Annotated in this window: 24 protein-coding genes; 15 read left to right on the top strand and 9 right to left on the bottom strand. The window is 68.6% G+C overall.

The window, feature by feature from the left end; genetic code table 11:
- The first annotated feature begins 36 nt into the window (after window positions 1-36).
- The 8 genes from BLW44_RS06880 (at window position 37) to BLW44_RS06845 (ending at window position 7770) form a co-directional block, all read left to right on the top strand.
- Entirely contained in the window at window positions 37-354 is a 318-nt protein-coding gene (locus BLW44_RS06880; protein WP_060927163.1) for a PTS sugar transporter subunit IIB, read from the top strand.
- A complete protein-coding gene (locus BLW44_RS06875) occupies window positions 351-626 on the top strand; it encodes an HPr family phosphocarrier protein (RefSeq protein WP_060927162.1) in 276 nt (91 codons plus the stop codon). Before BLW44_RS06880 ends, BLW44_RS06875 begins: the two co-directional genes overlap by 4 nt.
- Window positions 627-628: 2 nt before the next feature.
- Window positions 629-2314: a phosphoenolpyruvate--protein phosphotransferase gene (gene ptsP / locus BLW44_RS06870; protein ID WP_074731660.1), complete on the top strand. Its 1686-nt coding sequence runs from the start codon at window positions 629-631 to the stop codon at window positions 2312-2314.
- Complete coding sequence (locus BLW44_RS06865; protein ID WP_060927161.1) at window positions 2311-3924, top strand: PTS mannitol transporter subunit IIBC; 1614 nt, start codon at window positions 2311-2313, stop codon at window positions 3922-3924. The genes ptsP and BLW44_RS06865 overlap by 4 nt, the downstream gene beginning before the upstream one ends.
- A gap of 67 nt (window positions 3925-3991) precedes the next feature.
- Window positions 3992-4423 carry a PTS mannitol transporter subunit IIA gene (locus BLW44_RS06860; protein ID WP_060927830.1) on the top strand — a complete coding sequence of 144 codons (432 nt, stop codon included), beginning with the start codon at window positions 3992-3994 and terminating at the stop codon, window positions 4421-4423.
- Window positions 4423-5580 carry a mannitol-1-phosphate 5-dehydrogenase gene (locus BLW44_RS06855; RefSeq protein ID WP_060927829.1) on the top strand — a complete coding sequence of 386 codons (1158 nt, stop codon included), beginning with the start codon at window positions 4423-4425 and terminating at the stop codon, window positions 5578-5580. The genes BLW44_RS06860 and BLW44_RS06855 overlap by 1 nt, the downstream gene beginning before the upstream one ends.
- A gap of 88 nt (window positions 5581-5668) precedes the next feature.
- Window positions 5669-6961, top strand: coding sequence for a flavin-containing monooxygenase (locus BLW44_RS06850; RefSeq protein ID WP_060927828.1), 1293 nt, complete (start codon window positions 5669-5671; stop codon window positions 6959-6961).
- Between the two features lie 59 nt (window positions 6962-7020).
- Window positions 7021-7770 (top strand): alpha/beta hydrolase, encoded by a 750-nt coding sequence (locus tag BLW44_RS06845; RefSeq protein WP_060927827.1) that lies wholly within the window; start codon window positions 7021-7023, stop codon window positions 7768-7770.
- A 33-nt stretch (window positions 7771-7803) separates the two neighbouring features.
- Here BLW44_RS06845 and BLW44_RS06840 read toward each other — a convergent pair whose 3' ends face one another.
- From BLW44_RS06840 to BLW44_RS06800, 9 genes are all read right to left on the bottom strand, one after another.
- Complete coding sequence (locus tag BLW44_RS06840) at window positions 7804-8661, bottom strand: carbohydrate kinase family protein (RefSeq protein WP_060927826.1); 858 nt, start codon at window positions 8659-8661, stop codon at window positions 7804-7806.
- A gap of 25 nt (window positions 8662-8686) precedes the next feature.
- Window positions 8687-9802 (bottom strand): adenosine deaminase, encoded by a 1116-nt coding sequence (locus BLW44_RS06835; protein WP_060927825.1) that lies wholly within the window; start codon window positions 9800-9802, stop codon window positions 8687-8689.
- 51 nt (window positions 9803-9853) lie between these two features.
- Complete coding sequence (locus BLW44_RS06830) at window positions 9854-11146, bottom strand: thymidine phosphorylase (RefSeq protein WP_060927824.1); 1293 nt, start codon at window positions 11144-11146, stop codon at window positions 9854-9856.
- Entirely contained in the window at window positions 11143-11541 is a 399-nt protein-coding gene (locus BLW44_RS06825) for a cytidine deaminase (protein WP_060927823.1), read from the bottom strand. Before BLW44_RS06825 ends, BLW44_RS06830 begins: the two co-directional genes overlap by 4 nt.
- A gap of 7 nt (window positions 11542-11548) precedes the next feature.
- The gene (locus BLW44_RS06820; RefSeq protein WP_060927822.1) at window positions 11549-12835 is read right to left on the bottom strand and encodes an ABC transporter permease; all 1287 of its coding nucleotides are present in this window, start codon (window positions 12833-12835) and stop codon (window positions 11549-11551) included.
- Complete coding sequence (locus BLW44_RS06815; protein ID WP_060927821.1) at window positions 12832-14151, bottom strand: ABC transporter permease; 1320 nt, start codon at window positions 14149-14151, stop codon at window positions 12832-12834. The genes BLW44_RS06820 and BLW44_RS06815 overlap by 4 nt, the downstream gene beginning before the upstream one ends.
- Window positions 14148-15662 (bottom strand): ABC transporter ATP-binding protein, encoded by a 1515-nt coding sequence (locus tag BLW44_RS06810; protein WP_060927820.1) that lies wholly within the window; start codon window positions 15660-15662, stop codon window positions 14148-14150. The genes BLW44_RS06815 and BLW44_RS06810 overlap by 4 nt, the downstream gene beginning before the upstream one ends.
- A 161-nt stretch (window positions 15663-15823) precedes the next feature.
- The gene (locus tag BLW44_RS06805; protein WP_060927819.1) at window positions 15824-16936 is read right to left on the bottom strand and encodes a BMP family lipoprotein; all 1113 of its coding nucleotides are present in this window, start codon (window positions 16934-16936) and stop codon (window positions 15824-15826) included.
- A gap of 147 nt (window positions 16937-17083) precedes the next feature.
- Window positions 17084-18199: a mannose-1-phosphate guanylyltransferase gene (locus BLW44_RS06800; RefSeq protein WP_060927818.1), complete on the bottom strand. Its 1116-nt coding sequence runs from the start codon at window positions 18197-18199 to the stop codon at window positions 17084-17086.
- Between the two features lie 58 nt (window positions 18200-18257).
- Here BLW44_RS06800 and BLW44_RS06795 point away from each other — a divergent pair, with 58 nt between their 5' ends.
- The 7 genes from BLW44_RS06795 to BLW44_RS06765 all read left to right on the top strand — a co-directional run bounded on the left by BLW44_RS06795 (window position 18258) and on the right by BLW44_RS06765 (window position 25320).
- The gene (locus BLW44_RS06795; protein WP_139305247.1) at window positions 18258-19517 is read left to right on the top strand and encodes an FG-GAP-like repeat-containing protein; all 1260 of its coding nucleotides are present in this window, start codon (window positions 18258-18260) and stop codon (window positions 19515-19517) included.
- A gap of 171 nt (window positions 19518-19688) precedes the next feature.
- The gene (gene sdhC / locus BLW44_RS06790; protein ID WP_074731658.1) at window positions 19689-20123 is read left to right on the top strand and encodes a succinate dehydrogenase, cytochrome b556 subunit; all 435 of its coding nucleotides are present in this window, start codon (window positions 19689-19691) and stop codon (window positions 20121-20123) included.
- Window positions 20123-20566 (top strand): succinate dehydrogenase hydrophobic membrane anchor subunit, encoded by a 444-nt coding sequence (locus tag BLW44_RS06785; protein ID WP_060927816.1) that lies wholly within the window; start codon window positions 20123-20125, stop codon window positions 20564-20566. Before sdhC ends, BLW44_RS06785 begins: the two co-directional genes overlap by 1 nt.
- Window positions 20567-20585: 19 nt before the next feature.
- On the top strand, window positions 20586-22412 hold the full coding sequence (gene sdhA, locus BLW44_RS06780) for a succinate dehydrogenase flavoprotein subunit (protein WP_060927815.1): 1827 nt from the start codon (window positions 20586-20588) through the stop codon (window positions 22410-22412).
- A gap of 2 nt (window positions 22413-22414) precedes the next feature.
- Window positions 22415-23182 (top strand): succinate dehydrogenase iron-sulfur subunit, encoded by a 768-nt coding sequence (locus BLW44_RS06775; protein ID WP_060927814.1) that lies wholly within the window; start codon window positions 22415-22417, stop codon window positions 23180-23182.
- Between the two features lie 77 nt (window positions 23183-23259).
- Window positions 23260-24468, top strand: coding sequence for a YihY/virulence factor BrkB family protein (locus tag BLW44_RS06770; RefSeq protein ID WP_060927813.1), 1209 nt, complete (start codon window positions 23260-23262; stop codon window positions 24466-24468).
- 9 nt (window positions 24469-24477) lie between these two features.
- On the top strand, window positions 24478-25320 hold the full coding sequence (locus BLW44_RS06765; RefSeq protein ID WP_060927812.1) for an exodeoxyribonuclease III: 843 nt from the start codon (window positions 24478-24480) through the stop codon (window positions 25318-25320).
- Window positions 25321-25340: the final 20 nt, after the last annotated feature.

The raw sequence follows: 25340 nt of genomic DNA, 5'->3' as shown, positions 1-25340 counted from the left end.
CTGTTTTCAGACTGTTCTCAGGAAAGGTGAGCATCGATGAAGATCCTCGTGGTGTGCGGCGCCGGTGCGTCGAGCACGTTCGTCGCACAGCGACTGCGCAGGGCGGCCTCCGAGGCCGGCCTCGAGTGGGATGCCGCCGCAGGGATGGAGCATTCCGTCGCGGGCGGCGATCACGATCTGATCCTCGTCGGACCTCACCTCGCCGACCGTCTCGAGGCGATCCGCCAGGCGGCACCCGCCCCGGTGGCGGTGCTCCCCGACGACGTCTTCGCAGACCGCGACGGCACGCGCACGCTGGCGCTGGCCCGCTCGATCCTCGCCGAGGCGGGGACCCTCCCGAAAGGAACATCATGACCGTCTCCCGCACCGTCCGGATCGGCTCGTCGCACGGACTCCACGCGCGCCCCGCGAAGCTGTTCGCACAGGCGGCGAAGGATTCCGGCATCTCCGTCACGATCGCGAAGGACTCGGGCAAGGCGGTCAACGCGGCCAGCATCCTCGGCGTGATCGCGCTCGCGATCGAGCACGGCGACTACGTCACGCTCACCGCGGACGGTGACGGCGCCGAGGGCGTCCTCGACACCCTCACCGAGCTCCTCACCACCGATCACGACCAGGACGCCTGAGCATGAGCGAGCTGCGCGGAGTCGGCATCGGCCTCGGCGTCGCCCAGGGCATCGTCGTGCGGATGACCGAGGCACTGCCGGCTCCGGACAGCACGCCGAGCACGCAGGGGGCTGATGCCGAGCGCGCAAGAGTCCGCGATGCGGTCGCTGCCGTCGCACAGGAGCTCACGGCGCGCGGCGAGACTGCCGGCGGCTCGGCCCAGGAGGTGCTCGAGGCGCAGGCGATGATCGCCGAGGATCCGACGCTGCAGGACGAGGTCGATGCGCGCATCGACGACGGAGCCACCGCCGAGTGGGCGGTGCACGACGCGTTCGCCGGCTTCCGCGCGACCCTCGAAGCGGTCGGCGGGTACCTCGGCGAGCGCGCAGCCGACCTCGACGACATCGCCCAGCGCGTGCTCGCCCGTCTCCGCGGCGTGGATGCGCCGGGAGTGCCGGATCCGGGGCATCCGTTCGTGCTCGTCGCCCGCGATCTGGCTCCGGCCGACACCGCGCTGCTGAACCTCGACCAGGTGCTCGCGCTGGTCACCTTCGACGGCGGGCCGACCTCGCACACGGCGATCCTCGCCCGCGAGAAGGGCATCGTCGCGATCGTCGGCGCCGCGGCCGCCTCGGAGCTCGTCACCGGCCAGCCCGTGATCGTAGACGCCGCTGCCGGCATCGTCACCCTGGATCCGACGGATGACGAGAAGCAGCGCGCCGAACAGCGCGCCGCCGCCCGTCGCTCCGCGGATTCCGCACCACTCACTCCCGGCGCCCTCGCCGACGGCACGCTGATCCCGCTGCTGGCGAACCTGGGGAAGCCCGCAGACGCATCGGATGCCGTCGAGCGTGGGGCCGAGGGCGTCGGGCTGTTCCGCACGGAGTTCCTGTTCCTCTCGTCGGCCCAGGCGCCGACCGTGCAGCAGCAGCGCGAGTCCTATCAGGAGCTCCTCGCCGCCTTCCCCGGCAAGAAGGTCGTCGTGCGGATGCTGGACGCCGGCGCCGACAAACCTCTGGCCTTCCTCAACGACGCCCACGAGGAGAACCCCGCACTCGGGCTTCGGGGGCTGCGCGCACTGCGGGCGAGCGAGGACATCCTGCGCGAGCAGCTGACCGCGCTGGCCGAGGCGGATGCCGCCACCGACTCCGACCTGTGGGTCATGGCGCCCATGGTCGCAACCGTCGAGGAGACGCAGTACTTCACATCGCTCGCGCGGGAGTACGGCCTCAAGACCGCCGGCGTCATGGTCGAGATTCCGGCCAGCGCCCTGCTCGCCGACCGGATCCTCGCGCATGCGGACTTCGCATCGATCGGCACGAACGACCTCACGCAGTACACGATGGCCGCCGATCGCATGCTGGGTTCCGTCGCGGGATTCCAGGACCCGTGGCACCCCGCAGTGCTCCGACTCGTGCGCGAGGTCGGCGCGGCCGGCGCACGCCTGGGCAAGCCCGTCGGCATCTGCGGCGAGGCCGCCGCAGATCCGATGCTCGCCGTGGTCCTCGTCGGTCTCGGCGCGACGAGCCTCTCGATGGCGCCCTCCGCACTGGCGGATGTGCGCCACACCCTCGCACAGCACACTCTCGACGAGGCTCGCACCCTCGCCGAACGGGCCCTGTCGGCGGACGACGCCGCCGGAGCCCGACTCGCCGTGGCCGATGCCGCGGCACCCCTTCCCCCTCACCAGAAAGAGACGACATCATGACGACGACGTCACCGGCCGCCACGAAGTCAGGCGGCCTCCGAACGGGCGTGCAGCGCTTCGGCACGTTCCTCTCGGGCATGATCATGCCCAACATCGCCGCGTTCATCGCGTGGGGATTCATCACCATGCTCTTCATCCCCGCAGGGTTCTTCGGTGAGGACAGTCCGTTCAAGTGGCACTGGTACCCGGTGGCCGAGCTCATCGGCGGCGGTGGCGACTCCGCGATCGTCGGATGGCAGGGAGCCATGACGGGCCTCGCCGAAGGCGACGGGGGCAACATCTTCGCCTACGTCGGACTGGTGGGACCGATGGTCACCTACCTGCTCCCGCTCCTCATCGCCAACACCGCTGGGCGCATGGTCTACGGCGAGCGAGGCGGTGTCGTCGCGACGATCGCGACGATGGGTGTCATCGTCGGCACGAACATCCCGATGTTCCTCGGTGCGATGATCATGGGCCCGCTCGCGGCCTACATCACCAAGCAGATGGACAGGCTGTGGGACGGCAAGATCCGCCCCGGATTCGAGATGCTGGTCAACAACTTCTCTGCCGGCATCCTGGGAATGCTGCTGGCGATCTTCGGATTCTTCGCGTTCGGACCCGTGATGCTCGGCATCAGCGCTGTCCTCGGCGGTGCCGTCGACTGGCTGGTCGCGCTCAACCTGCTCCCCCTCGTGTCGATCATCGTCGAGCCCGCGAAGGTGCTGTTCCTCAACAACGCCATCAACCACGGCGTCTTCACCCCTCTCGGCATCGAGCAGGCGACAGAGACCGGCAAGTCGATCCTGTTCCTCATCGAGGCGAACCCCGGCCCCGGTCTCGGTCTTCTGCTCGCCTTCACCTTCTTCGGTGTCGGTGCTGCCAAGGCATCCGCACCGGGAGCCGCGATCATCCAGTTCTTCGGTGGCATCCACGAGATCTACTTCCCGTACGCGCTCAGCAAGCCGACCACCATCCTCGCCCTGATCGCGGGTGGAGCCGCCGGCGTCACCACGAACATGCTGCTCGGCGGCGGACTGGCATTCCCCGCAGCGCCGGGAAGCATCATCGCCGTCACCGCGGCAGCCATCGGCCCCGGCGTGCCGAACCTGCTGGTCGTGTACCTGTCGGTCATCATCGCCGCCGTCGTGACGTTCCTCATCACCGGTGTCATCCTGCGGGCATCGCGCAAGCGCGACCTGGAGGCCGAGGGCGACAGCTTCGGCGACGCGATCGCGCAGACCGAGGCGAACAAGGGCAAGTCCTCGGCAGCGATGGATGCTCTCCGCGCCTCCTCCGGCGCAGCCGCAACGACCGCAGTCGCCACCGACCGCCGCATCTCGAACGTCGTGTTCGCGTGCGACGCCGGGATGGGCTCCTCGGCGATGGGCGCGAGCGTGCTGCGCAACAAGTTCAAGAAGGCAGGGGTCGAGGGCGTCACCGTCACGAACCAGGCCATCGCGAACCTCGACGGCAGCGCCGACCTCGTGATCACGCAGCAGCAGCTGACCGATCGCGCCCAGGCGCAGTCGCCGAACTCGATCCACGTGTCCGTCGACAACTTCATGAACTCTCCGAAGTACGAAGAGGTCGTCGAGATGGTGCGCGCGCAGCGCGACTCCGACGCGTGACAGACCGGGCGGGGCGGGTGCTCCGGCATCCGCCCCGCCTCCACATCCTCAGAAAGAAGGAATCACCATGAGCGTTCTCTCCCTCGACCAGGTCCGCATCCACTCCGGAGGCAGCACGCAGGAGGCCGCCCTCCAGGAGGCGACCGACATCCTCGTCGCCGCCGGCGCGGTCACCCCGGCGTATGTCGACGCGATGCGCCAGCGCGAGCAGACGGTCTCGACGTATATGGGCAACGGTCTGGCGATTCCGCACGGCACGAACGACGCGAAGGACGCGATCCTCGGATCCGCCCTGTCGGTCGTCCGCTACGACGGCGGCGTCGACTGGGATGGCGAGCAGGCCACGTTCGTGGTCGGCATCGCCGGACGCGGCGACGAGCACCTCGAGATCCTGTCGCAGATCGCGATCCTGTTCTCCGACGAAGATGACGTCGCGAAGCTCAACGCCGCCCAGACTCCCGAGGATCTCTATGCGCTGCTCTCGGCGGTGAACGACTGATGAAGGCCGTCCATTTCGGTGCGGGCAACATCGGTCGGGGCTTCGTCGGCCTGCTGCTGCATGAGGGCGGCTACGAGGTCGTCTTCTCCGATGTCGCCGATGCGCTGGTCGATGCGATCAACGCCGTCGATTCGTACATCGTCCATGAAGCGGGCCCCGGCGGCACCGATCATGTCGTCACCGGATTCCGGGCCGTCAACAGCAAGACCGACCCGGATGCCGTCGCCGACGAGGTCGCGTCCGCAGACGTGGTGACGACGGCCGTCGGTCCGACCGTGCTGCGGTTCGTGGCCCCGACGATCGTCGCGGGCCTGGAGCGTCGCTCCCCGGACGCCGCGCCCCTGCAGGTCATGGCCTGCGAGAACGCGATCGGCGCCACCGACACCCTGCGCGAGGAGATCGAGAAGGCCGCGGGAGCGGATGCCGAGCGGCTGCTCGCCCGCGCGGTGTTCGCGAACACCGCCGTCGACCGCATCGTCCCCGGGCAGCCCGCCGACGGCGGCGTCGACGTCACGGTGGAGCCCTACTTCGAGTGGGCCATCGAATCCGGAGCGTTCGGCGGAGACCTCCCCCGCATCCCCGGAGCGCACTTCGTCGAAGATCTCGCGCCGTTCATCGAGCGCAAGCTCTTCACGGTCAACACGGGCCACGCCGCGACGGCGTACTTCGGTGCGCGCGCCGGCATCGAGCGCATCTCCGATGCCCTGGCCGACCCGGACATCGCCGCGCGGGTGTCGGCGACCCTCGAGGAGACGTCGGCGGTCCTCGTCGCCGAGCACGGACTCGACCCCGCCGACCTCGCCGAGTACCGCGCGACGATCCTCGATCGGTTCCGCAATCCCGCGCTCGTCGACACCGTGCGGCGGGTGGGGCGCCAGCCGCTGCGCAAGATCTCGCGCCATGAGCGCTTCATCGGACCGGCCGCGATGGCCGCCGAGCGCGGTCTGCCGACCATCGCCCTCGTGGGTGCCGTCACCGCGGCCCTGGAGTTCGAGGACGCCGAGGACGAGCAGGCGGTCGAGCTTCAGTCGCTGCTGCGCACCGAGGATGCGCTCGCCCTCACCGAGCGCGCGACGGGGCTGGATCCGGAGCATCCGCTCTTCCCCGCCGTCCGTGACGCCGTCGAATCGCGGCAGACGGCGCTGCGCTCCGCCTAGCCGTCCGCTCCTCGCCTCCCTGCCGCCCCCGTGCCGATACGATCGGCACGGGGCGCAGAAGCGAGCACAGCGACGTGCGAGGAGCAGCATGAACAGATACGCCGTGATCGGCGCGGGGCCGTCAGGACTCGCCGCAGCCAGGGCGCTGACCCGACGCGGGATCGGCGTCGACGGCTACGAGGCCTCGACCGGCGTCGGCGGCCTGTGGGACATCGACAACCCCCGCAGCACGATGTACGAGTCCGCGCATCTGATCTCGTCTCGCACGACGACCGAGTTCACCGAGTTCCCGATGCGCTCCACCGTCGACTACCCGGGCCATCGAGAGCTGCGCCGGTACTTCGAGGAGTACGCCGAGCACTTCGGTCTGACCGGTCTCTTCCGCTTCCGCACCGGGGTGACCCGCCTCGACCCTCGAGACGGAGGCTGGGACCTCACCAGCACCGGCCCAGACGGCGAGCACACCCGGTGGTACGCAGGGGTCGTCCTCGCGAACGGCACGCTCGCAGAGCCGCGCATCCCCTCGTTCGCGGGCAGCTTCAGCGGCGAGCTCATGCATACGAGTCGGTACCGGTCACCCGCGCAGCTCGCGGGCCGTCGAGTGCTGCTGATCGGCGCGGGCAACTCCGGATGCGACATCGCTGTGGATGCCGTGCACCACGCGGCCTCCGTCGACATGAGCGTGCGCCGCGGCTACCACTTCGTCCCTCGCTATCTCTTCGGCAGGCCGAGCGACACCCTCAACCAGGGCCGCCCGCTGCCCGCGCGTCTCAAGCAGGCGGTCGACAGCCGCGTGCTCAAGGCCTTCACCGGCGACCCGGTGCGATTCGGCTTCCCGAAGCCCGATCACCGGATCTACGAGTCGCATCCGATCGTGAACACGATGATCCTGAACCACCTCGGTCAGGGCGATCTGCGCATCAGGGCCGACGTCGAGCGGTTCGACGGCGAGACGGTCCGGTTCCGCGACGGCACGTCCGACGAGTACGACCTCGTGCTGCTCGCGACCGGGTACCGCCTCGACTACCCGTTCGTGGACCGTCGGCATCTGCCCTGGCAGGGCGCCGCACCGCGGCTGTTCCTGCACGTCTTCCCCGCCTCCTTCAACGGCCTGTTCGTGATGGGGATGATCGAGGCCTCCGGCATCGGCTGGCAGGGTCGGTACGAGCAGGCGGAGCTGCTGGCGGCCTATCTGGATGCTGTGGAGCACGATCCCGAGCGCGCGCACCGTTTCCGCACCCGCGTCGCGGCCCAGCCGTGGCCGGACCTCACCGCGGGCTACCGATACCTCGCTCTCGACCGGATGGCGTACTACGTCAACAAGGACGCTTATCGCGGCGCGGTGCAGCGAGAGAAGCAGGCCCTCGACGCGCACCGGTGATGCGGAGCGGCGTATGCGTCACCGGGCGACCTCACATGCGCTGCTCCTAGGGTGGACACGTGCAGAAGAAGCGTGGCCGTCGTGCCCTCAAGGTGATCATCTGGGGACTCGTCGCAGTCCTCGTCCTCGGAGTCGGCGGCATCGTCGTCTGGAGCCAGGTCGGGGTCATGCCCGCCGAGAAGGCTCCACTGGCGAGCGTGCGCGACAACTCCGCCATCACCGTCGAGGACACCGAGCAGGGCGTCGTTCTGACCCCGGCCGACGGAGAGTCCGAGGTGGGCCTCGTCTTCGTGCCGGGCGCCAAGGTCGACCCGTGGGCGTACGCCCCGATCCTGCAGAGCCTCGCTGAGGACGGCGTGACCGTGGTGATCACCCGCCCCTGGCTGAACCTCGCGTTCTTCGATCTGCGGGGTCTCGACGCATTCACCTCCGCCGCACCCGACATCGACGAGTGGGCCGTCGGCGGGCACTCCCTCGGCGGAGTACGGGCGTGCCGGCTCGCATCGGACGCCGATGCGCTGGTGCTGTTCGGCTCCTACTGCTCGACGGACCTGTCCGCGACCGAGCTGCCCGTGCTGAGCATCTCCGGCAGCGAGGACGGCCTGTCGACGCCGGAGAAGATCGATGCAGCGCGGGATCAGCTTCCGGCCGACGCTGAGATGGTCGAGATCGCGGGAGCATCCCACGCGTCGTTCGGCGACTACGGACCGCAGGCGGGCGACGGGGAGCCGACCCTGTCGAGCGACGAGATGCACGCCGAGGTCTCTGAGGTGCTGATCCCCTTCCTCGCCGACCTCGCGCGGGACTGAAACCGGGCTGGGCGGTGTCAGGCGGGCTGCGGCTCAGCCGAGTATCTCGTCGAGGACCGGATGCAGGTGCCTGGTGCGCAGCACCGATGACGCCGATCGCGCGCCGGCGGTGAGCGCGGTGGGAAGGTCGGAGCCCGCGAGCCGGGCGTCGAGGACTCCGGCCAGGAATGCGTCGCCCGCCCCGTTCGTGTCGACGACGTCGACGGGGATGGCGGCCACCCGATGCTCGGCACCGTCCGCATCCACGGCGACCGCGCCGTCGGCACCGAGTGTGCAGACCGCGAGGGTCGCCCCGGCTCGGATGCAGGACCGCAGGAACGCGACGGGATCGTCGAGGCGATCGGCGTTGCAGAAGACCGCGTCCGCCGCAGCGAGGAAGGGCCGGTGGAACTCGGCGATGCCGTCGTAGTCGTGCACGTCGACCCAGATCGGTCGCCCCACGTTCTGCGCCAACGGCAGCAGTCGCAGCGGCTCGGCGGCGAGGTCGAGGACGATGGCGTCGGCATCCGCCATCGCCGCCGTCAGGGCCTCATCGTCCGCGCCATCGGTCTCCGCGGGGGCCGCGAGGTACAGCGACACCCGCTCGCCCCGACGGGTCATCAGGTTGAGGTGCCGCTCGGTCGCATCGGCCGTGCCCCACCGCGTGCGGACACCTGCGCGCTCCAGCGCCGAGCGCACCAGGGTCCCCGGCTCATCCCGCGCGCTCAGGGCGTACAGGAGGCTCGACCGACCGAGCGCGGTCAGGCTCAGGGCCTTGCCTGCGCTCGTTCCGCCCAGCGTCTCCCAGCTGTCCTCCGCGAACTGCATGTGCGGCACCGGCTCGGGCAGCCGGTCGACCAGCACGATCGAGTTCCACGAGGCGGGCCCCGCGATGAAGACGGATGCGCTCATGCTCGAGGTCCCGTGAGTCGCGCGCTCAGACGTCGAAGCCCTCGGCGATCATCTCGACGAGTTCCTCGCGCTCCTCGACGGGGAGGAATGCGGCCGCTGCGGCGTTGAACTGGAACGTCTCGAGGTCGTCGAGGTCGTACTCGAACGCCTCGACGAGGAGCGACAGCTCCCGCGTGAGGGAGGTCGCGCTCATGGTGCGGTTGTCGACGTTCACGGTCACGGCGAAGCCCAGCTGGTAGAGCAGGTCGAACGGGTGATCCGCCATCGTGTTGCCCCAGGCGGCGATGGCGCCGGTCTGCAGGTTCGACGACGGCGACAGCTCGAGGGGGATCTCCCGGTCGCGCACCCAGCGGGCGAGGTCGCCGAACTGCACCTGGACCTCATCACCCTCCTGAGTGATGACCTGCAGGTCCTCCGCGATCCGCACACCGTGCCCGAGGCGCAGCGCGCGACCGTCGAGGAGGGCGGAGCGGATGGAGGCGGGACCCGCCGCCTCTCCCGCGTGCACGGTCACCGGGAAGAAGTTCTCGGCGAGGAAGTCGAATGCCGCACGATGGCCCGAGGCCGGGAAGCCGTCTTCGGGCCCTGCGATGTCGAAGCCGACGGCGCCGCGCCCGCGGAAGCCCACGGCGAGCTCCGCGATCTCGCGCGAACGATCGGTGTGGCGCATCGCGGTGATCAGCTGGCCGACGCGGATGCTGTGCCCGGCGCGGTCCGCGGCATCCTCGCCCTCTTCGAGGCCCTGCTGCACGGCCTCGACGGTCTGCTCGAGGCTGAGTCCGCCGGCGAGATGCTGCTCGGGTGCCCAGCGCACTTCGCCGTAGATCACACCGTCACGAGCGAGGTCCTGGACGAACTCACGAGCGACGCGCGTCAGGCCCTCCTTCGTCTGCATGACGGCGACCGTGAGATCGAACGTCTTCAGGTACTCGACGAGGGAGCCGGAGTCGCTCTGCGTCGCGAACCACTTGCCGAGCGCCGCGGGCTTCGAGGCGGGGAGCTCGAGGCCGATGGCATCCGCCAGCTCGATGATCGTCGAGGGACGCACCGCGCCGTCGAGGTGGTCGTGCAGCGACACTTTCGGGAGGCTGCGCAGGGATGCCCCCTGGATCGTGACATCGCCGTTCGCGTCGATCGACATGGAATTCCTCTCGGTCGCGGATTCGCTCAGTCCAGGCTAGCGGTCAGCCGGTCAGGCGGTGATGCGCTCCCGCACGATCGGCCCCGCGTCCGGCGCGGAGTCGCCGATCGCCCACGAACCCTCGAGCGCCTCGAGTGCCCGCGGGAAGCGTGCCTCGTCGGCGGCGGAGAGCGTGAACAGCGGCTGACCCGCCACGACCCGGTCGCCGGGCTTGGCGTGCAGGTCGATGCCGGCCTCGAAGATCACCGGATCCTCGGCCCGCGCCCGACCGGCGCCGAGGCGCCAGGCCGCGATTCCGAACGGAAGGGCGTCGAGCTGCGACACCACGCCGTCGGCGGGCGCCGTGACGACATGGGTCTCGCGTGCGGTGGGCAGCGGTGCATCCGGGTCGCCGTCCTGCGCGCGGATCATCGCCTTCCAGCTGTCCATGGCCCGTCCGTCGTCGAGTGCGGCCTCGACATCGGCGTCGGGCTGCCCGGCCAGGGCCAGCATCTCGCGCGCCAGGGCGATCGTCAGCTCGCGCACGTCGGAGGGCCCGCCCCCGGCGAGGACCTCGACGGATTCGCGCACCTCGTTCGCGTTGCCGATGGCGAGGCCGAGGGGCACGTTCATGTCCGTCAGCAGCGCGGTCGTCGCGACGCCGGAGTCCGTGCCGAGCGCGACCATCGTCCGCGCGAGTTCGCGTGCGCGGTCGATGTCCTGCATGAACGCCCCTGAGCCGAACTTGACGTCCAGGACGAGGGCGTCGGTCCCCTCGGCGATCTTCTTCGACATGATGCTCGAGGCGATCAGCGGAATGGCCTCGACCGTCCCGGTGACGTCGCGCAGCGCGTAGAGCTTCTTGTCGGCGGGGGCGAGGCCCGAGCCCGCGGCGCAGATCACCGCGCCCACGTCACCCTGCATCTGCGCGAACATCTCCTCGTTGCTGAGGGCGGCGCGCCAGCCGGGGATCGACTCCAGCTTGTCGAGGGTGCCTCCGGTGTGACCGAGGCCGCGGCCGGAGAGCTGCGGGACCGCCACGCCGAACACGGCGACCAGCGGCGCGAGGGGCAGCGTGATCTTGTCACCGACGCCACCCGTGGAGTGCTTGTCGACGGTCTTCTTGCCGAGCGTGGCGAAGCTCATCCGCTCCCCCGACGCGATCATCGCATCGGTGAGCACCCTGATCTCGTCCCGCTCCATGCCGCGCTGGAACACGGCCATCGCGAACGACGCCATCTGCGCGTCCGAGACGTAGCCACGGGTGTAGGCGTCGACCATCCAGCGCAGCGCCGCCTCCGGCACCACGCCTCCGTCGCGCTTGGCTCGGATCACATCGACGGCGTCGAAGGGTTCAACGCTCATCGGGCGTCCTCCAGGTCTCGGGGGCCGAACGCATCCGGCAGTACTTCATCGATCGTCCGGATGCCGGAGACGGTCTCCAGCAGCATCCCGGGCATCGCGTGCTCGTACAGCAGCTGACGGCAGCGGCCGCAGGGCATGATCGTCTGTCCGTCGTTGTTGACGCACACGAAGGCGACGAGCTGTCCGCCGCCCGACATGTGCAGGTCGCCGACCAGTGCGCACTCCGCGCACAGCGTCACCCCGTACGAGGCGTTCTCGACGTTGCAGCCGGCCACGATGCGGCCGTCGGCCACGAGGGCGGCGGCGCCGACCCGGTAGCGCGAGTACGGCGCGTAGGCCTTGGTCATCGCATCGGTCGCGACCTGACGGAGCTCGTCCCAGTCGATATCGGTCATGTCTCTCCTAGGACTTGATGTACGGCTTGCCGCTGGCCGCAGGCCCGCGGATCTGACCGGCGAACCCGGCGACCGCGAGCAGTGTGACGACGTACGGCAGCATGAGCATGAACTCGCCGGGGATCGGGGTCTTGAGGATCGAGAGCAGGTTCTGCAGGTTCGTCGCGAAGCCGAAGAGCAGCGCCGCAAGCGTGGCCCTGATCGGATCCCACCGCCCGAAGATGACGGCGGCGAGGGCGATGAAGCCGAGGCCCGCTGTCATGTCCTTCCCGAACTGCGGCACCGAGACGAGAGTGAAGTATGCACCGCCCACTCCGGCGATCGCGCCGGCCAGCAGGACGTTCCAGAACCGAGTCGAGTTGACCTTGATGCCGACGGTGTCGGCCGCCTGCGGGTGCTCGCCCACGGCGCGCAGACGCAGTCCCCACTTGGTGCGGTAGAGGCCCCAGGCGACGACGGCGACCGTGACGAACATCAGGTAGACGATGAAGGTCTGGTTGAACAGCACCGGCCCGATGATCGGGAAGTCGCTGAGCAGCGGGATCTCGATGCGGCTGAAGCGCACGGGCGTGTTGAGCGCGGTCTCGTTCGGAGCCAGCAGCGCGCCGTAGAGGAATCCGGTGAGTCCGCTGACGAGCACGTTGAGCACGACACCGACGATCACCTGCTCCACGAGGTACTTGATCGCGAAGGCGGCGAGCACACTGGCCACCAGCACACCGCCGAGCATCGCGCCCAGCAGACCGACGAAGGGGCTGCCCGTGATGCTCGAGAGCAGTGCGGCCGAGAACGCGCCGAGGAGCAGCTGACCCTCGATCGCGACGTTGACGACGCCGGCCCGCTCTCCGATCACGCCGCCGAGCGCACCGAAGACCAGGGGCACGGAGAGCGACACGGCACCGAACAGCAGACTCGTGACCGGGACGAGTCCGCCGGCGCCCGCCCACACCAGGAAGCCGAACACGGCGAGCACGCCGAACACGGCCACGAGCCACAGCGAGGACTTGCGGTAGGTCCAGGCGCGGAAGAAGGCCAGACCGGTCAGCGCGGCCAGGAGCACGACGACGACCCAGCTGGTGGGTCCGGTCGGCAGCGCGATGTCGGGGAGGGCGAACGCGGAGGACTGATCGCTGAGCCGGAACGCGCTCGTGCCGCTGCGCGGCACGAGCAGGAACAGCAGCGCCAGCAGCGCGGTGGCCGCAGCGAGGACGATCGGGCCCTTGAGGTGGCGCTCACGGACGGTCGCGAGCTGCACCGTTCCGTCAGCGGCCTGGCTCTGAACGAGGGAGGTCATGCGGTCACCGCCTTCTTCGCTGCCTTGGCTCTCGCCTTGGCCGCCTTCTCGGCGTCGGACTTCGGGAGGAAGAACACCGTGCGCAGCAGCGGAGGAGCCGCGATGAACAGCACGACGAGCGACTGCACGACGAGCACGATGTCGACGGGGATGTCCTGGGCCTGCATCGAGAACGACCCGGCCTTGAGCGCACCGAACAGGATGCCGGCGGCGAACGTGCCCCAGGCGCGGCTGCGCCCGAGGAGTGCGACGGTGATCGCGTCGAAGCCGATGCCCGCGTCGATGGTCTCGGTGATGCCGGTGGTGACGGCGCCCTGGATCTGATTCATGCCGGCGAGTCCGGCGAGACCACCGGCGAGCAGCATGGCGTAGACGTAGACGCGGGACACGCTGATCCCGGCCGCGCGCGCGGCGTGCGGGTTCTCGCCGACGGCGCGCATCCGCATGCCGAGGGAGGACCGCTCGATCAGCCACCACACGAACAGGGTCGCGATGATGACGATGACGAATCCGAGATCGAGCAGGGGGAACTGCGGTCCGAGGAGCGAGGGGAACTGCGCGCTCTGGGGAGTGGCGTAGCCGAGCGCCTGATTCGTACCGGGCTTCTGCAGCAGACCCGGTGTGCGGATCATCCACAGCAGCAGGTAGTACGCCACGTAGTTGAGCATGATCGTGAGGATCACCTCGTGCGCACCCGTGCGGGCCTTGATGAGCCCGGCGATCGCGCCCCACAGCGCACCGCCCGCGATGCCGGCGATGAGGGTGACCGGGATGTGCAGCCAGAACGGCAGGTCCAGCTGGAACGTGAGGAGGCCGGCGACCGCCACGCCGATCAGCATCTGACCGCGTGCACCGATGTTGAACAGGCCGACACGGAAGGCCAGCGCCACACCGAGGCCGGCGGCGATCAGCGGTGCCGCGAATCCGAGCGTGTTGGTCAGCGGACGGATCTGCGCGGCGAAGTCGGCCCCGCGGGCGTTGAAGATCGCGCCGCGGAAGAGCGCCTCGTAGCCGTTGTAGACGGCGTTCCAGATCGCCGCGAACGTGTCGCTCGGACGCTGGAAGAAGTAGCCGGAGGCCTCCAGCACGTCTTCGTTCGTGAAGGCGATCAGGATGCCGCCGACGACGAGGGCCAGGAAGATGGCGAGGATCGTGGAGACGGCGCTGCCGCGCAGCATCTCCTTCAGGATCACGTTGCCGCGCGGGGGTGGCGGCACGTCACCCGTGTCACGCTGCGTCGTGGTCGTGTTCAGAGAGAGCTGGTCGCCGGAGCCTTCGCCCGCAGCGCTGCTCCCCTGTGGCGTCGTACCGCTCATGCGGCCACCTCTCCTTCGGCGGCGCCCGCCATCATCAGTCCCAGCGTCTCGCGCGGGGTGTCGCCGGGGACGATCCCGACGATCGTGCCTCGGTACATCACGGCGATGCGGTCGGCGAGAGCGGCGACCTCGTCGAGCTCGGTCGAGACGACGACGACGGGAATCCCGGCATCCCTCGTCTCGATGATCCGCTTGTGGATGAACTCGATCGATCCGACATCGACGCCGCGGGTGGGCTGTGCGGCGACGAGCAGCTTGAGCTCGCGGCTCATCTCGCGCGCGATCACGACCTTCTGCTGGTTTCCGCCCGAGAGCGTGCCCGCCGGTGTGTGCGGCCCCTGCGTCCGGATGTCGTACTCGCTGATGCGTGCTCGCGCGAAGTCCTCGAGAGCCGAGCGGCGGAGCGTGCCGCCCCGGCTGAACTCCGGATCGGTCGAACGGTCGAGGATCAGGTTCTCCGCCACCGAGAATCCGGCGACGAGGCCGTCCTCCGTGCGGTCCTCCGGGACGAACCCGACGCCGGCATCGAGGATGGCACGCACGCTCTTGCCGACCAGCTCGGTGCCGTCGAGGGTGATCGATCCCTCGACGCGGGCGGCGAGACCGACGATGGCCTCGACGAGCTCGGTCTGGCCGTTGCCCTGCACTCCGGCGACGGCGAGGACCTCGCCGGGGCGCACGGAGAAGTCGATGCCGTCGACGACGATCGCACCGGTCGGGGTCAGGACGCGCAGCCCCTTGACCTCGAGGCCGCCGTCGCCGAGGCGCGGAGCATCCTTGTGCACGGTGAGCTCGACGGCACGACCCACCATGAGGGATGCGAGTTCGGCGTTCGTCGCGGTGGGAGACGCCTCGCCGACGATGCGGCCGAGACGCACGATCGTGATGGTGTCCGCGACCTCGCGGACCTCACGAAGCTTGTGGGTGATGAAGACGATCGCGGTGCCCTCGTCACGGAGCTGGCGCATGATGCCCATCAGCTCATCCGTCTCCTGCGGGGTGAGCACGGCGGTGGGTTCATCGAAGACGAGCACCTTCGCGTCGCGCGAGAGCGCCTTGATGATCTCGACACGCTGCTGCACGCCCACCGGCAGATCGCCGACGATCGCGTCCGGGTCGATGTCGAAGCCGAACCGCGCGGCGACGGAGCGCACGTGCTCCCTGGCCTTGCCGATGTCGAGGGTGCCGACGCCCTTGGTCTGCTCGTGACCGAGCATGACGTTCTCGGCGACGGTGAAGACCGGGACGAGCATGAAGTGCTGATGCACCATGCCGATGCCCGCGTTCATCGCATCCCCGGGGCCGCGGAACCGCTGGACGACGTCGTCCAGGAGGATCTCGCCCTCGTCTGCCTGATAGAGCCCGTAGAGGACGTTCATCAGCGTGGACTTGCCTGCGCCGTTCTCGCCGAGCAGAGCGTGGATCTGCCCCGGCTCGACGACCAGGTCGATGTGGTCGTTGGCCACCAGGGTTCCGAACCGCTTGGTGATGCCGCGAAGTTCGAGCTTCATATCTGCACCTTATCCAGAAGAGTCCTCCGGCAGTGCCCGGAGGATCTCAGACGCATCGCACGGGGATCGCCCGGATGCGCCGCCAACAGTCGTCAGCGTCCGTCCACGGCACGGGGCGAGTGGCAGCTTTCACCACTCGCCCCGTGCTGGACATCGATGACTCACGGAGAGTTCGGGGACTCCACCGTGATGTCGCCCGCGATGATCTGCTCCTGCAGAGCGGCGATCTCGTCGAGCAGGCCGTCGGGCAGGTCGCCCTCGAACGAGCCGAAGCCCGAGAGCTTCACGCCCTCGTTCTCGAGCGTTCCCACGTACGGCGCCGGGTCGAAGTCGCCCTTGGAGGCGGCGATCGTGGCGTCCTGGACGGCGACGTCGATCGCCTTCATGATCGAGAAGAGGGTGACGTCGGCCACCGTCTCGTCGGCCACCGCGAGGTCGCTGTCGACGCCGACCAGCAGCGTGTCCTTGCCGCTGTCGGCGATGGCCGCTGCAGCGCTCTGGTAGATCGGTCCGCCGACGGGGAGGATGACGTCGACACCCTGGTCGAGGACGCCCTGCGCGGTCTGCTTGGCCGTGTCGTTGGCATCGAAGCCGCCCGTGAACGAGCCCTTCTGCGTCGCGCTGTCCCAGCCGAAGACCTGGACGGCGGCGGACTTGTCCTCGTTGTACTTCTCGACACCGAGCTGGAAGCCGTCCATGAACACGGCGACCGACGGGATCTGCATTCCGCCGAAGGTGCCGACCTTGTTCACGCCGGACTCCGCCGACCATCCGGCCGCGGCGTATCCGCCGAGGTAGGCGGCCTGAGCGGTGTCGAAGACGAGGGGCTTGATGTTCGGAGCATCCGTGGTGCCGTCGAAGTCGGTGTCGGCGTAGTCGTCGATGATCGCGTAGTCGATCTCGGGGTTCGCGAGAGCGGACTCGACCGTGGCGGCCGACAGCTTGAAGCCGACAGACACGATGAGCGAGCATCCCTCGGAGACCGCGGTCTCGAGGTTGGGCGCGTAGTCGTTGTCGTTCGCCGACTCGAACTCGAGCGGCTTGACGTCGAGTTCTTCCGCTGCCTTGTCCATGCCTTCCTTGGCGGACTGGTTGAACGACTTGTCGTTCCATCCGCCGGCGTCGGAGACGAGGCAGGGGAGGAAGTCGGATGCGACGTCGGTGCCGCCGTCGCCGCCCGATTCGGTGGGAGCCTGGCCGCAGCCGGCGAGTGCGAAGACGACGCCAGCGGCGACGGTCGCGCCCAGCAGCTTCTTGGTGGTGGAGATGGTCAACTCATGCCTCCTGAACGGTGCCGCGGCCCTCGCGGATCGCTCAAAGTTACCTACTGTTTCGACATTTGCGCATGCCGGTGGGCTGGCCGTAGACGAATGGTTACAAAGCTGAAATCAAGACAGCCGATGAGCGGCCGTGGGTGCTCATCAGAGCACGTCGCCGCGCCCGGTGAGCTTCAGGGACTCCACGACGCCCTTCACCCGCTGCGCGTGCTCGACCGTGGTCACCAGCAGCGCATCCGGTGTGTCGACGACCACGATGTCCTTCACCCCGATGAGGCTGATCACGCGAGAGGTCTGGCTGACGAGGATGCCGCTTGCCGCATCCGACAGCACGCGGGCCTTCGGCCCGAGGACGGCGAGGTCGTTCTTGCGCCCGTTGTTGATGAGCTTCGTGAGGGAGGCGAAGTCGCCGACGTCGTCCCAGTCGAAGTGACCCGGCACCACGGCGAGGCGCCCCCGGCGGGCGGCCGGCTCGGCGACGGCGTAGTCGATCGCGATCTTCTTGAGCCCCGGCCAGATCCGGTCGACCGCAGGACCGCGTCGTTCACGATCGTCCCAGGCCTCGGCGAGCTCGATCAGTCCGGCGTGCAGGGCGGGCTCGTTCTCGGCCAGCTCCTCCAGGAGCACGCTCGCCTTGGCGATGAACATGCCCGCGTTCCACAGGTAGCCGCGATCGGCGAAGTAGGCCTTCGCGGTCTCGAGGTCGGGCTTCTCGACGAAGCTCTCGACCAGCGCCGCCTCGCGTGCCCCCTCGACGACGAGCTCCGGCCCCTTGCGGATGTAGCCGAACCCGACTGCGGGTTCGGTGGGCGAGATGCCGATGGTGCAGATGTACCCCTCGCGCGCGACCTCGACGGCGTCGCGGACAGCGAACTCGAACACGCGAGTGCTGCGGATGACGTGGTCGGCGCTGAACGAGCCGATGATCACGTCGGGATCACGGCGATGCAGGATCGCGGCCGCCAGCCCGATCGCCGCGGCGGACTCACGCGGCTCCGACTCGAGGAAGACGTTGAGATCGGGGATGCCCGGGAGCTCCGACTCGACGGCTGCCCGGTGCGCGCGCCCGGTCACCACGGCGATCCGGTCGGCACCGGCGAGCGGCTCCAGGCGATCCCAGGTGTCACGGAGCAGGGAATGACCCGACCCCGTGAGGTCGTGCAGGAACTTGGGAGCATCCGCCCGCGAGAGCGGCCACAGCCTACTGCCGATGCCTCCGGCCGGGATCACCGCGTAGAAGTCCTGGATCGGCTCGCTCATGCTGCCCAGCGTAACGGGGTCTTGCGCAGGCTATGCCGACCGCCAGTATGGTCGTCCCATGGCCCCCTCCCCCACACGGCGCCCTGCCCTTCTTCGTCGCGCCACCGCCGCCCTCGTGCTTGTGTTGGCCGCCGCCGCGCTCGTCCCCACCTCCGCATCCGCCGCGAGCGGCACCGCCGGCGAGGTCTTCACCCTCACCAACGCCGAGCGCTACAAGGCGGGCGTGCGGGCGCTGGTCTCCGACCCCGCGCTCGACGCGGCGGCGGCGGAGTGGGCCAGGCATCTCGCGGCCACCTGCACGTTCGAGCACAGCACCTCCCAGTGGCGCAGCTCGCGTGTCGCGGCATACGGGTGGGTCGCCACGGGCGAGAACATCGCGGCAGGGCAGCCGGATGCGCAGTCCGTCATGACGGCGTGGATGAACTCCTCCGGGCATAAGGCGAACATCCTCGACAGCCGGTACACCGGGCTCGGCGTCGGCGTGGCGACCGGATCCTGCTATCGCACCTACTGGGTGCAGATATTCGGCATCGGATCACCGGTCAAGAAGCTGAGCGGTGGCGCCGGTGACCTCACGGGCGACCGCAACGCCGACATCGTGGCGCGCACGACCGCGGGCGAACTGAAGATCTATCCCGGCAACGCGCGCGGAGGCTTCACCACCCCGCTCACGGCGGCACCCGCATGGGGCTCCCGCCCGTTCACCACTCTCGGCGACTTCACCGGCGACGGCATCCCCGATCTCGGACGCGTGGAGACGACCGGTGCGCTGATGCTGTACGCCGGCGACGGCAGAGGCGGACTGCGGGCAGCGGTGCAGATCGGCAAGGGCTGGTCGGGGTTCACGCAGCTCGTCGGTGGCATCGACTACTCCGGAGACCGTCTGCCGGATGTCATCGCTCGCACGGCCACGGGCACCCTCAAGCTCTACAAGGGCAATGGAAAGGGCGGCTGGCTGTCAGGAAACGGCGTGCAGATCGGCAGCGGGTGGTCCGGATACGACTCCCTCTCGCACGTCGGAGACTTCACCGGCGATTCGCGGGGCGACGTGATCGCTCGGAAGATATCGGACGGCACCCTGTGGCTGTACCCGACGACCGGCAAGAGCACATGGGGCAAGCCGGTGCAGATCGGCAGAGGCTGGCAGTCGTTCACCGCGGTCTTCGGCGGCGGGGATCTGACCGGTGACGGCGCGCAGGATGTCGTCGCTCGGACGCCCGACGGCACACTCGTGCTCTACCCCGGCAACGCACGCGGCGGATTCCTCGCGCGCCAGACGATCGGCGGCGGCTGGAACACGATGTCCCAGATCGGCTGATCGGCGGCTCCGCGTCCTCTCGACGTCGAGAGACTTAGGCTCCCCTTCGTCGCCCCCTGCCCTCCCACGGGAATAGGATGGTGTCCGATCGGCCGTGCCTGACGACAGCAGGCTCATGCTTGGAACACGCATCGCACGCGACCGAGTCTCATCGATCCAGGGAGGACGACCGTGTCCACAAGCGCTCGCTTGACACCGTCGATTTCGGAAACCACTTCCAAGACGCCGCGCGGAACCCTCTACCGAGGTCGCGAAGGCATGTGGTCGTGGGTGCTTCACCGCATCACCGGAGTCGCCATCTTCTTCTTCCTGTTGGTGCACGTGCTCGACACGGCACTCATCAGGGTGTCTCCCGAGGCGTACAACGCCGTCATCGGGACCTACAAGAACCCGGTCATGGCGCTCGGCGAGGTCGTGCTGGTGGCCGGGATCGTGTTCCACGCGATGAACGGCCTCCGCATCATCGCCGTGGACTTCTGGTCGAAGGGCGCCAAGTACCAGCGCCAGCTCTTCTGGGGCGTACTGCTGGTGTGGGGAATCATCATGGCCGGCTTCGTGCCGCGACACCTGATGCTCGCGTTCGCCGGCTTCGGAGGAGGACACTGATGACCGCTCAGACCGTCTCAGCGCCCGTGCGTCGTCGGCGCGGATTCAACCTCGAGAAGTGGGGCTGGCTCTTCATGCGCGCCTCCGGGGTCGTGCTCGTCGTGCTCATCTTCGGACACCTGTTCATCAACCTCATGGTCGGCGAGGGCATCCACGCCCTCGACTTCGCGTTCATCGCCGGCAAGTTCGCCACTCCGTTCTGGCAGTGGTGGGACGTCATCATGCTCTGGCTCGCCCTGATCCACGGCGCCAACGGCATGCGCACGATCGTCAACGACTACGTCACGAACAACACCGCTCGCAAGGCGCTGACCTGGGCCCTGGGCCTGGCTGCCGCCCTGCTCATCATCCTCGGCACGCTGGTCGTCTTCACCTTCGACCCGTGCCTCGGCGTGACCGAGTCGAGCACGCTGTGGGAACAGTGCCAGACGCTGGGCAAGTAGAAGAGAAGGCATACGAGAAGTGACTACCGAGACCCAGGATTCCGTCGTGCGCGACGGCGTGCACTACCACCAGTTCGACATCGTCATCGTGGGCGCCGGCGGCGCCGGCATGCGTGCTGCGATCGAGGCAGGACCCGGCGCGAAGACCGCCGTGATCTCCAAGCTCTACCCGACGCGCTCGCACACCGGTGCTGCGCAGGGCGGCATGGCGGCGGCCCTCGCGAACGTCGAGGAAGACAGCTGGGAGTGGCACACCTTCGACACGGTCAAGGGTGGCGACTACCTGGTCGACCAGGATGCCGCGGAGATCCTCGCCAAGGAGGCGATCGACGCGGTCATCGACCTCGAGAACATGGGGCTGCCGTTCAACCGCACCCCCGAGGGCAAGATCGACCAGCGCCGATTCGGCGGTCACACCGCCGAGCACGGCAAGACCCCGGTGCGTCGCGCCTGCTACGCGGCCGACCGCACAGGTCACATGATCCTGCAGACGCTCTTCCAGAACTGCGTCAAGCTCGGCATCAACTTCTTCAACGAGTTCTACGTGCTCGACCTGCTGACGGTGAAGGATGCCGACGGCAAGACGCAGGTGTCAGGCGTCGTCGCCTACGACCTCTCCACCGGTGAGCTGCACGTCTTCCAGGCCAAGGCCGTGATCTTCGCGACCGGCGGATTCGGCAAGATCTTCAAGACGACCTCCAACGCGCACACCCTCACCGGTGACGGCGTCGGGATCGTCTGGCGCAAGGGCCTGCCCCTCGAGGACCTGGAGTTCTTCCAGTTCCATCCGACCGGCCTCGCAGGTCTCGGCATCCTCCTGACCGAGGGAGCACGAGGCGAGGGAGCGATCCTGCGCAACGCCTCGGGTGAGCGCTTCATGGAGCGCTACGCGCCGACCATCAAGGACCTGGCACCGCGTGACATCGTCGCCCGCTGCATGGTCCAGGAGGTGGCCGAGGGCCGAGGAGCCGGCCCGCACAAGGACTACGTGCTGCTGGACTGCACGCACCTCGGCGCAGAGGTCCTCGAGACCAAGCTCCCCGACATCACGGAGTTCGCGCGCACCTACCTGGGCGTCGACCCGGTCGTCGAGCCGGTCCCGGTGATGCCGACCGCGCACTACGCCATGGGCGGCATCCCGACCAACAACAACGGCGAGGTGCTCGCCGACAACGACACCGTGGTGCCGGGCCTGTACGCCGCCGGCGAGTGCGCGTGCGTGTCGGTGCACGGAGCGAACCGTCTGGGCACCAACTCGCTGCTCGACATCAACGTCTTCGGCAAGCGCAGCGGCCGCAACGCGGTCGAGTACGTCAAGACGGCCGAGTTCGTCCCTCTTCCCGAGAACCCCGCCGGCTTCGTCTCCGGGATGCTGGAGGGCCTGCGCAACAACCAGGGCACCGAGCGCATCGCCGTGCTGCGCAAGGCGCTGCAGGACGAGATGGACAAGGGGGCGCAGGTCTTCCGCACGCACGAGTCCCTCGAGCACGTCCTCGGCGTGATCGCCGAGCTGCGCGAGCGGTACAAGAACGTGCACGTCGACGACAAGGGCAAGCGGTTCAACACCGATCTGCTCGAGGCCGTCGAGCTCGGCTTCCTCCTCGACATCGCCGAGGTCGTCGTCTACGCCGCGCAGAACCGTGAAGAGAGCCGCGGCGGTCACATGCGCGACGACTTCCCGACTCGCGATGACGAGAAGTACATGAAGCACACCATGGCCTACCTGACCGGCGACCCGCACTCCTCCACGCCGAGCGACCACATCAAGCTCGACTGGAAGCCTGTCGTCTTCACCAAGAACGAGCAGGGCGAGTTGAACTACCCGCCGATGGAGAGGAAGTACTGAGCATGTCGAACGCCATCGCCGAAGCTCCCGCGGACACGACGGAGGAGAGCGGCATCCAGTCCTTCATCGTCACCTTCAACATCCGTCGGTTCGACCCCGAGATCGACGCCGAGCCGCACTGGGTGGACTACGACGTCGAGCTCTACTCGACCGACCGCGTGCTCGACGCCCTGCACAAGATCAAGTGGGAGGTCGACGGCTCGCTGAGCTTCCGTCGATCCTGCGCCCACGGCATCTGCGGATCCGACGCCATGCGCATCAACGGGCGCAACCGTCTCGCATGCAAGACGCTGATCAAGGACCTCGACATCTCGAAGCCGATCTACGTCGAGGCGATCAAGGGACTCCCGCTCGAGAAGGACCTGATCGTCGACATGGAGCCGTTCTTCGCGTCGTACCGCGACGTGCAGCCGTTCCTGGTCGCGAACTCGGTGCCCGAGAAGGGCAAGGAGCGCGTGCAGTCGATCGTCGACCGCGAGATCTTCGACGACACGACCAAGTGCATCCTCTGCGCCGCGTGCACCTCCTCGTGCCCTGTGTTCTGGACCGACGGACAGTACTTCGGCCCCGCGGCGATCGTGAACGCGCACCGCTTCATCTTCGACTCCCGCGATGACAACGCCGAGGTGCGCCTCGACATCCTGAACGACAAGGAAGGCGTGTGGCGCTGCCGCACGACCTTCAACTGCTCCGAGGCATGCCCTCGCGGCATCGAGGTCACCAAGGCCATCGCCGAGGTCAAGCAGGCCGTACTTCGCGGACGCCCCTGACGCGGTGACTCCGTCGAGAGCGGGCGGGCTCCTCCTGAGGAGCCCGCCCGCTCTCGCTGTGTGGATAGGGTGAGGAAATGTCCGGTTCCGGTGACGAGACGAGCGAGCCCGGCCGGCTGGATGCAGCCGTCGAACGGGCGACCGCGCTGACCCGGCGCACCCTCGGGCTGTTCCCGGTGCGCGTGTGGCGCCACTTCCTGCAGCACAACGGATTCCTGCTCGCGGCGGGCGTGAGCTACCAGGCGCTGTTCGCGATCTTCGCGGCGATCTACCTCGCCTTCGCCATCGCCGGCCTCTGGCTCGGAGGCAGCGCGGAGGCCGTCGACGGGCTGATCGACATCATCAACAGCTACGTCCCCCACCTGATCCAGGACCCCGGAGGCGTCTTCACGCCCGCCCAGGTGCAGGAGATCGCGGCCAACACGACCGGAGTGCTGAGCGTCACGGGACTCATCGCTCTCGGTACCGTCATCTGGACGGCGATCGGGTGGGTGACGTTCTCGCGTCGGGCGACCAGGGACATCTTCGGCCTGCCGCCTGACCTGCGCAGCTACGTCATGCTGAAGGCGAGGGATCTGCTGGCGGCGCTGATCTTCGGCGTCGCGCTGATCGCCGGCTCTCTGCTCAGCTCTGCCAGCGCCGCGGTGCTGCGGTGGCTGCTCAGCCTTCTCGGGTGGGATGCGGGCTCTGCCGGATTGAACCTGGGCATCCGCCTCGGCACCGTCGTCGTCTCGTTCGTCCTGCTCTCCGGAGCTCTTGCCGCGATGGTGCGCTTCCTCACCGGGACCTCGCTCCGCTGGCGCACGATCTGGCCGGGTGCGCTGCTCGGCGGCGGAGCGATGACGATCCTCCAGTACGGTGCGGGCTTCCTGCTCAGCTACACGCCGTCGAACCCGCTGCTGGCCACCTTCGCGATCTTCATCGGGCTGCTGCTGTGGTTCCGGGTCAACGGCGTGGTCATGCTGGTGGCCTCGTCGTGGATCGCCGTGACGGCGAAGGACCGAGACCTTCCGCTGCTGTCGCCGACGGAGGCCGAGCGGCGGATCGCCGAGCACCGGACTCTCGTCGCCGCTGCCCGCATCCGGCTGCGCGACGCCCAGGAGACTCGCGACGCCGCACCCTGGTATGCGGTGTGGTCGGCCGCTCGGGCCGTGCGCGCCGCAGAGGACGATCTCGCCGCGCTCGAGGCATCCGCTCCCCCGCCACCAGAGACCGCTTCGCCCCTCGCGCAGCGGCTCCGCGCCGAGCTGCAGCGCTCGGCTCGGGATGTCGGCGGCGATCGTTAGGCTGGAGACATGCCTCATCTGCGTATCGCCACGGTCAACGTCAACGGGATCAGAGCGGCGGCTCGCAACGGCATGGGAGCCTGGCTCGACGCCGCGGATGTCGACATCCTCACGCTCCAGGAGGTCCGCGGTCAGGACGAGCATCTCGAGGCCGCGCTGCCAGGGTGGACCTTCGTGCACGACGAGGCGACCGCGAAGGGCCGCGCCGGTGTCGCGATCGCCAGCCGGGTGCCTGCCGTGGCGTCGCGCACCGACTTCGGCGCCATCGACTTCGATTCGAAGGGCCGCTGGATCGAGGCCGACTTCGTGATCGGCGACCGCCCGCTCACCGTCGTGAGCGCCTACGTGCACAGCGGGGAGGCCGACACACCCAAGCAGGAGGAGAAGTGGAAGTTCCTCGACGCGTTCGAGGCGCGTCTCGCCGAGCTCGGGCAGGATGACGGAGCCCTCGCGCTCGTCACCGGCGACCTGAACGTCGGCCACCGCGAACTCGACATCAAGAACTGGCGCGGCAACCGCAAGAAGGCCGGGTTCCTGCCGCGCGAACGCGGCTACTTCGACCGCTTCCTCGGGGCAGCCGGCCAGACGGTCGAAGGCGTCGACGGCTCCACCGGCACCGGCCTCGGCTGGGTGGACGTCGGGCGCACCTTCCACGGCGAGGTCGAGGGTCCGTACACGTGGTGGTCGATGCGAGGGCAGGCCTTCGACAACGACTCGGGCTGGCGGATCGACTACCACCTCGCCACTCCCGCTCTCGCCGAGCGCGTGACGGCGTACCATGTGGCCCGTGCGGCCGCATACGACCAGCGCTGGAGTGACCACGCACCGGTCGTCGTCGACTACACGTACTGACGCGGGTCGACCCTCGTCGG

It is taken from the genome of Microbacterium hydrocarbonoxydans (genome assembly GCF_900105205.1).
Lineage (GTDB): Bacteria > Actinomycetota > Actinomycetes > Actinomycetales > Microbacteriaceae > Microbacterium > Microbacterium hydrocarbonoxydans.
The sequence above is the reverse complement of the archived record's forward strand: the minus strand, read 5'-3'. Positions and strand labels throughout refer to the sequence as shown.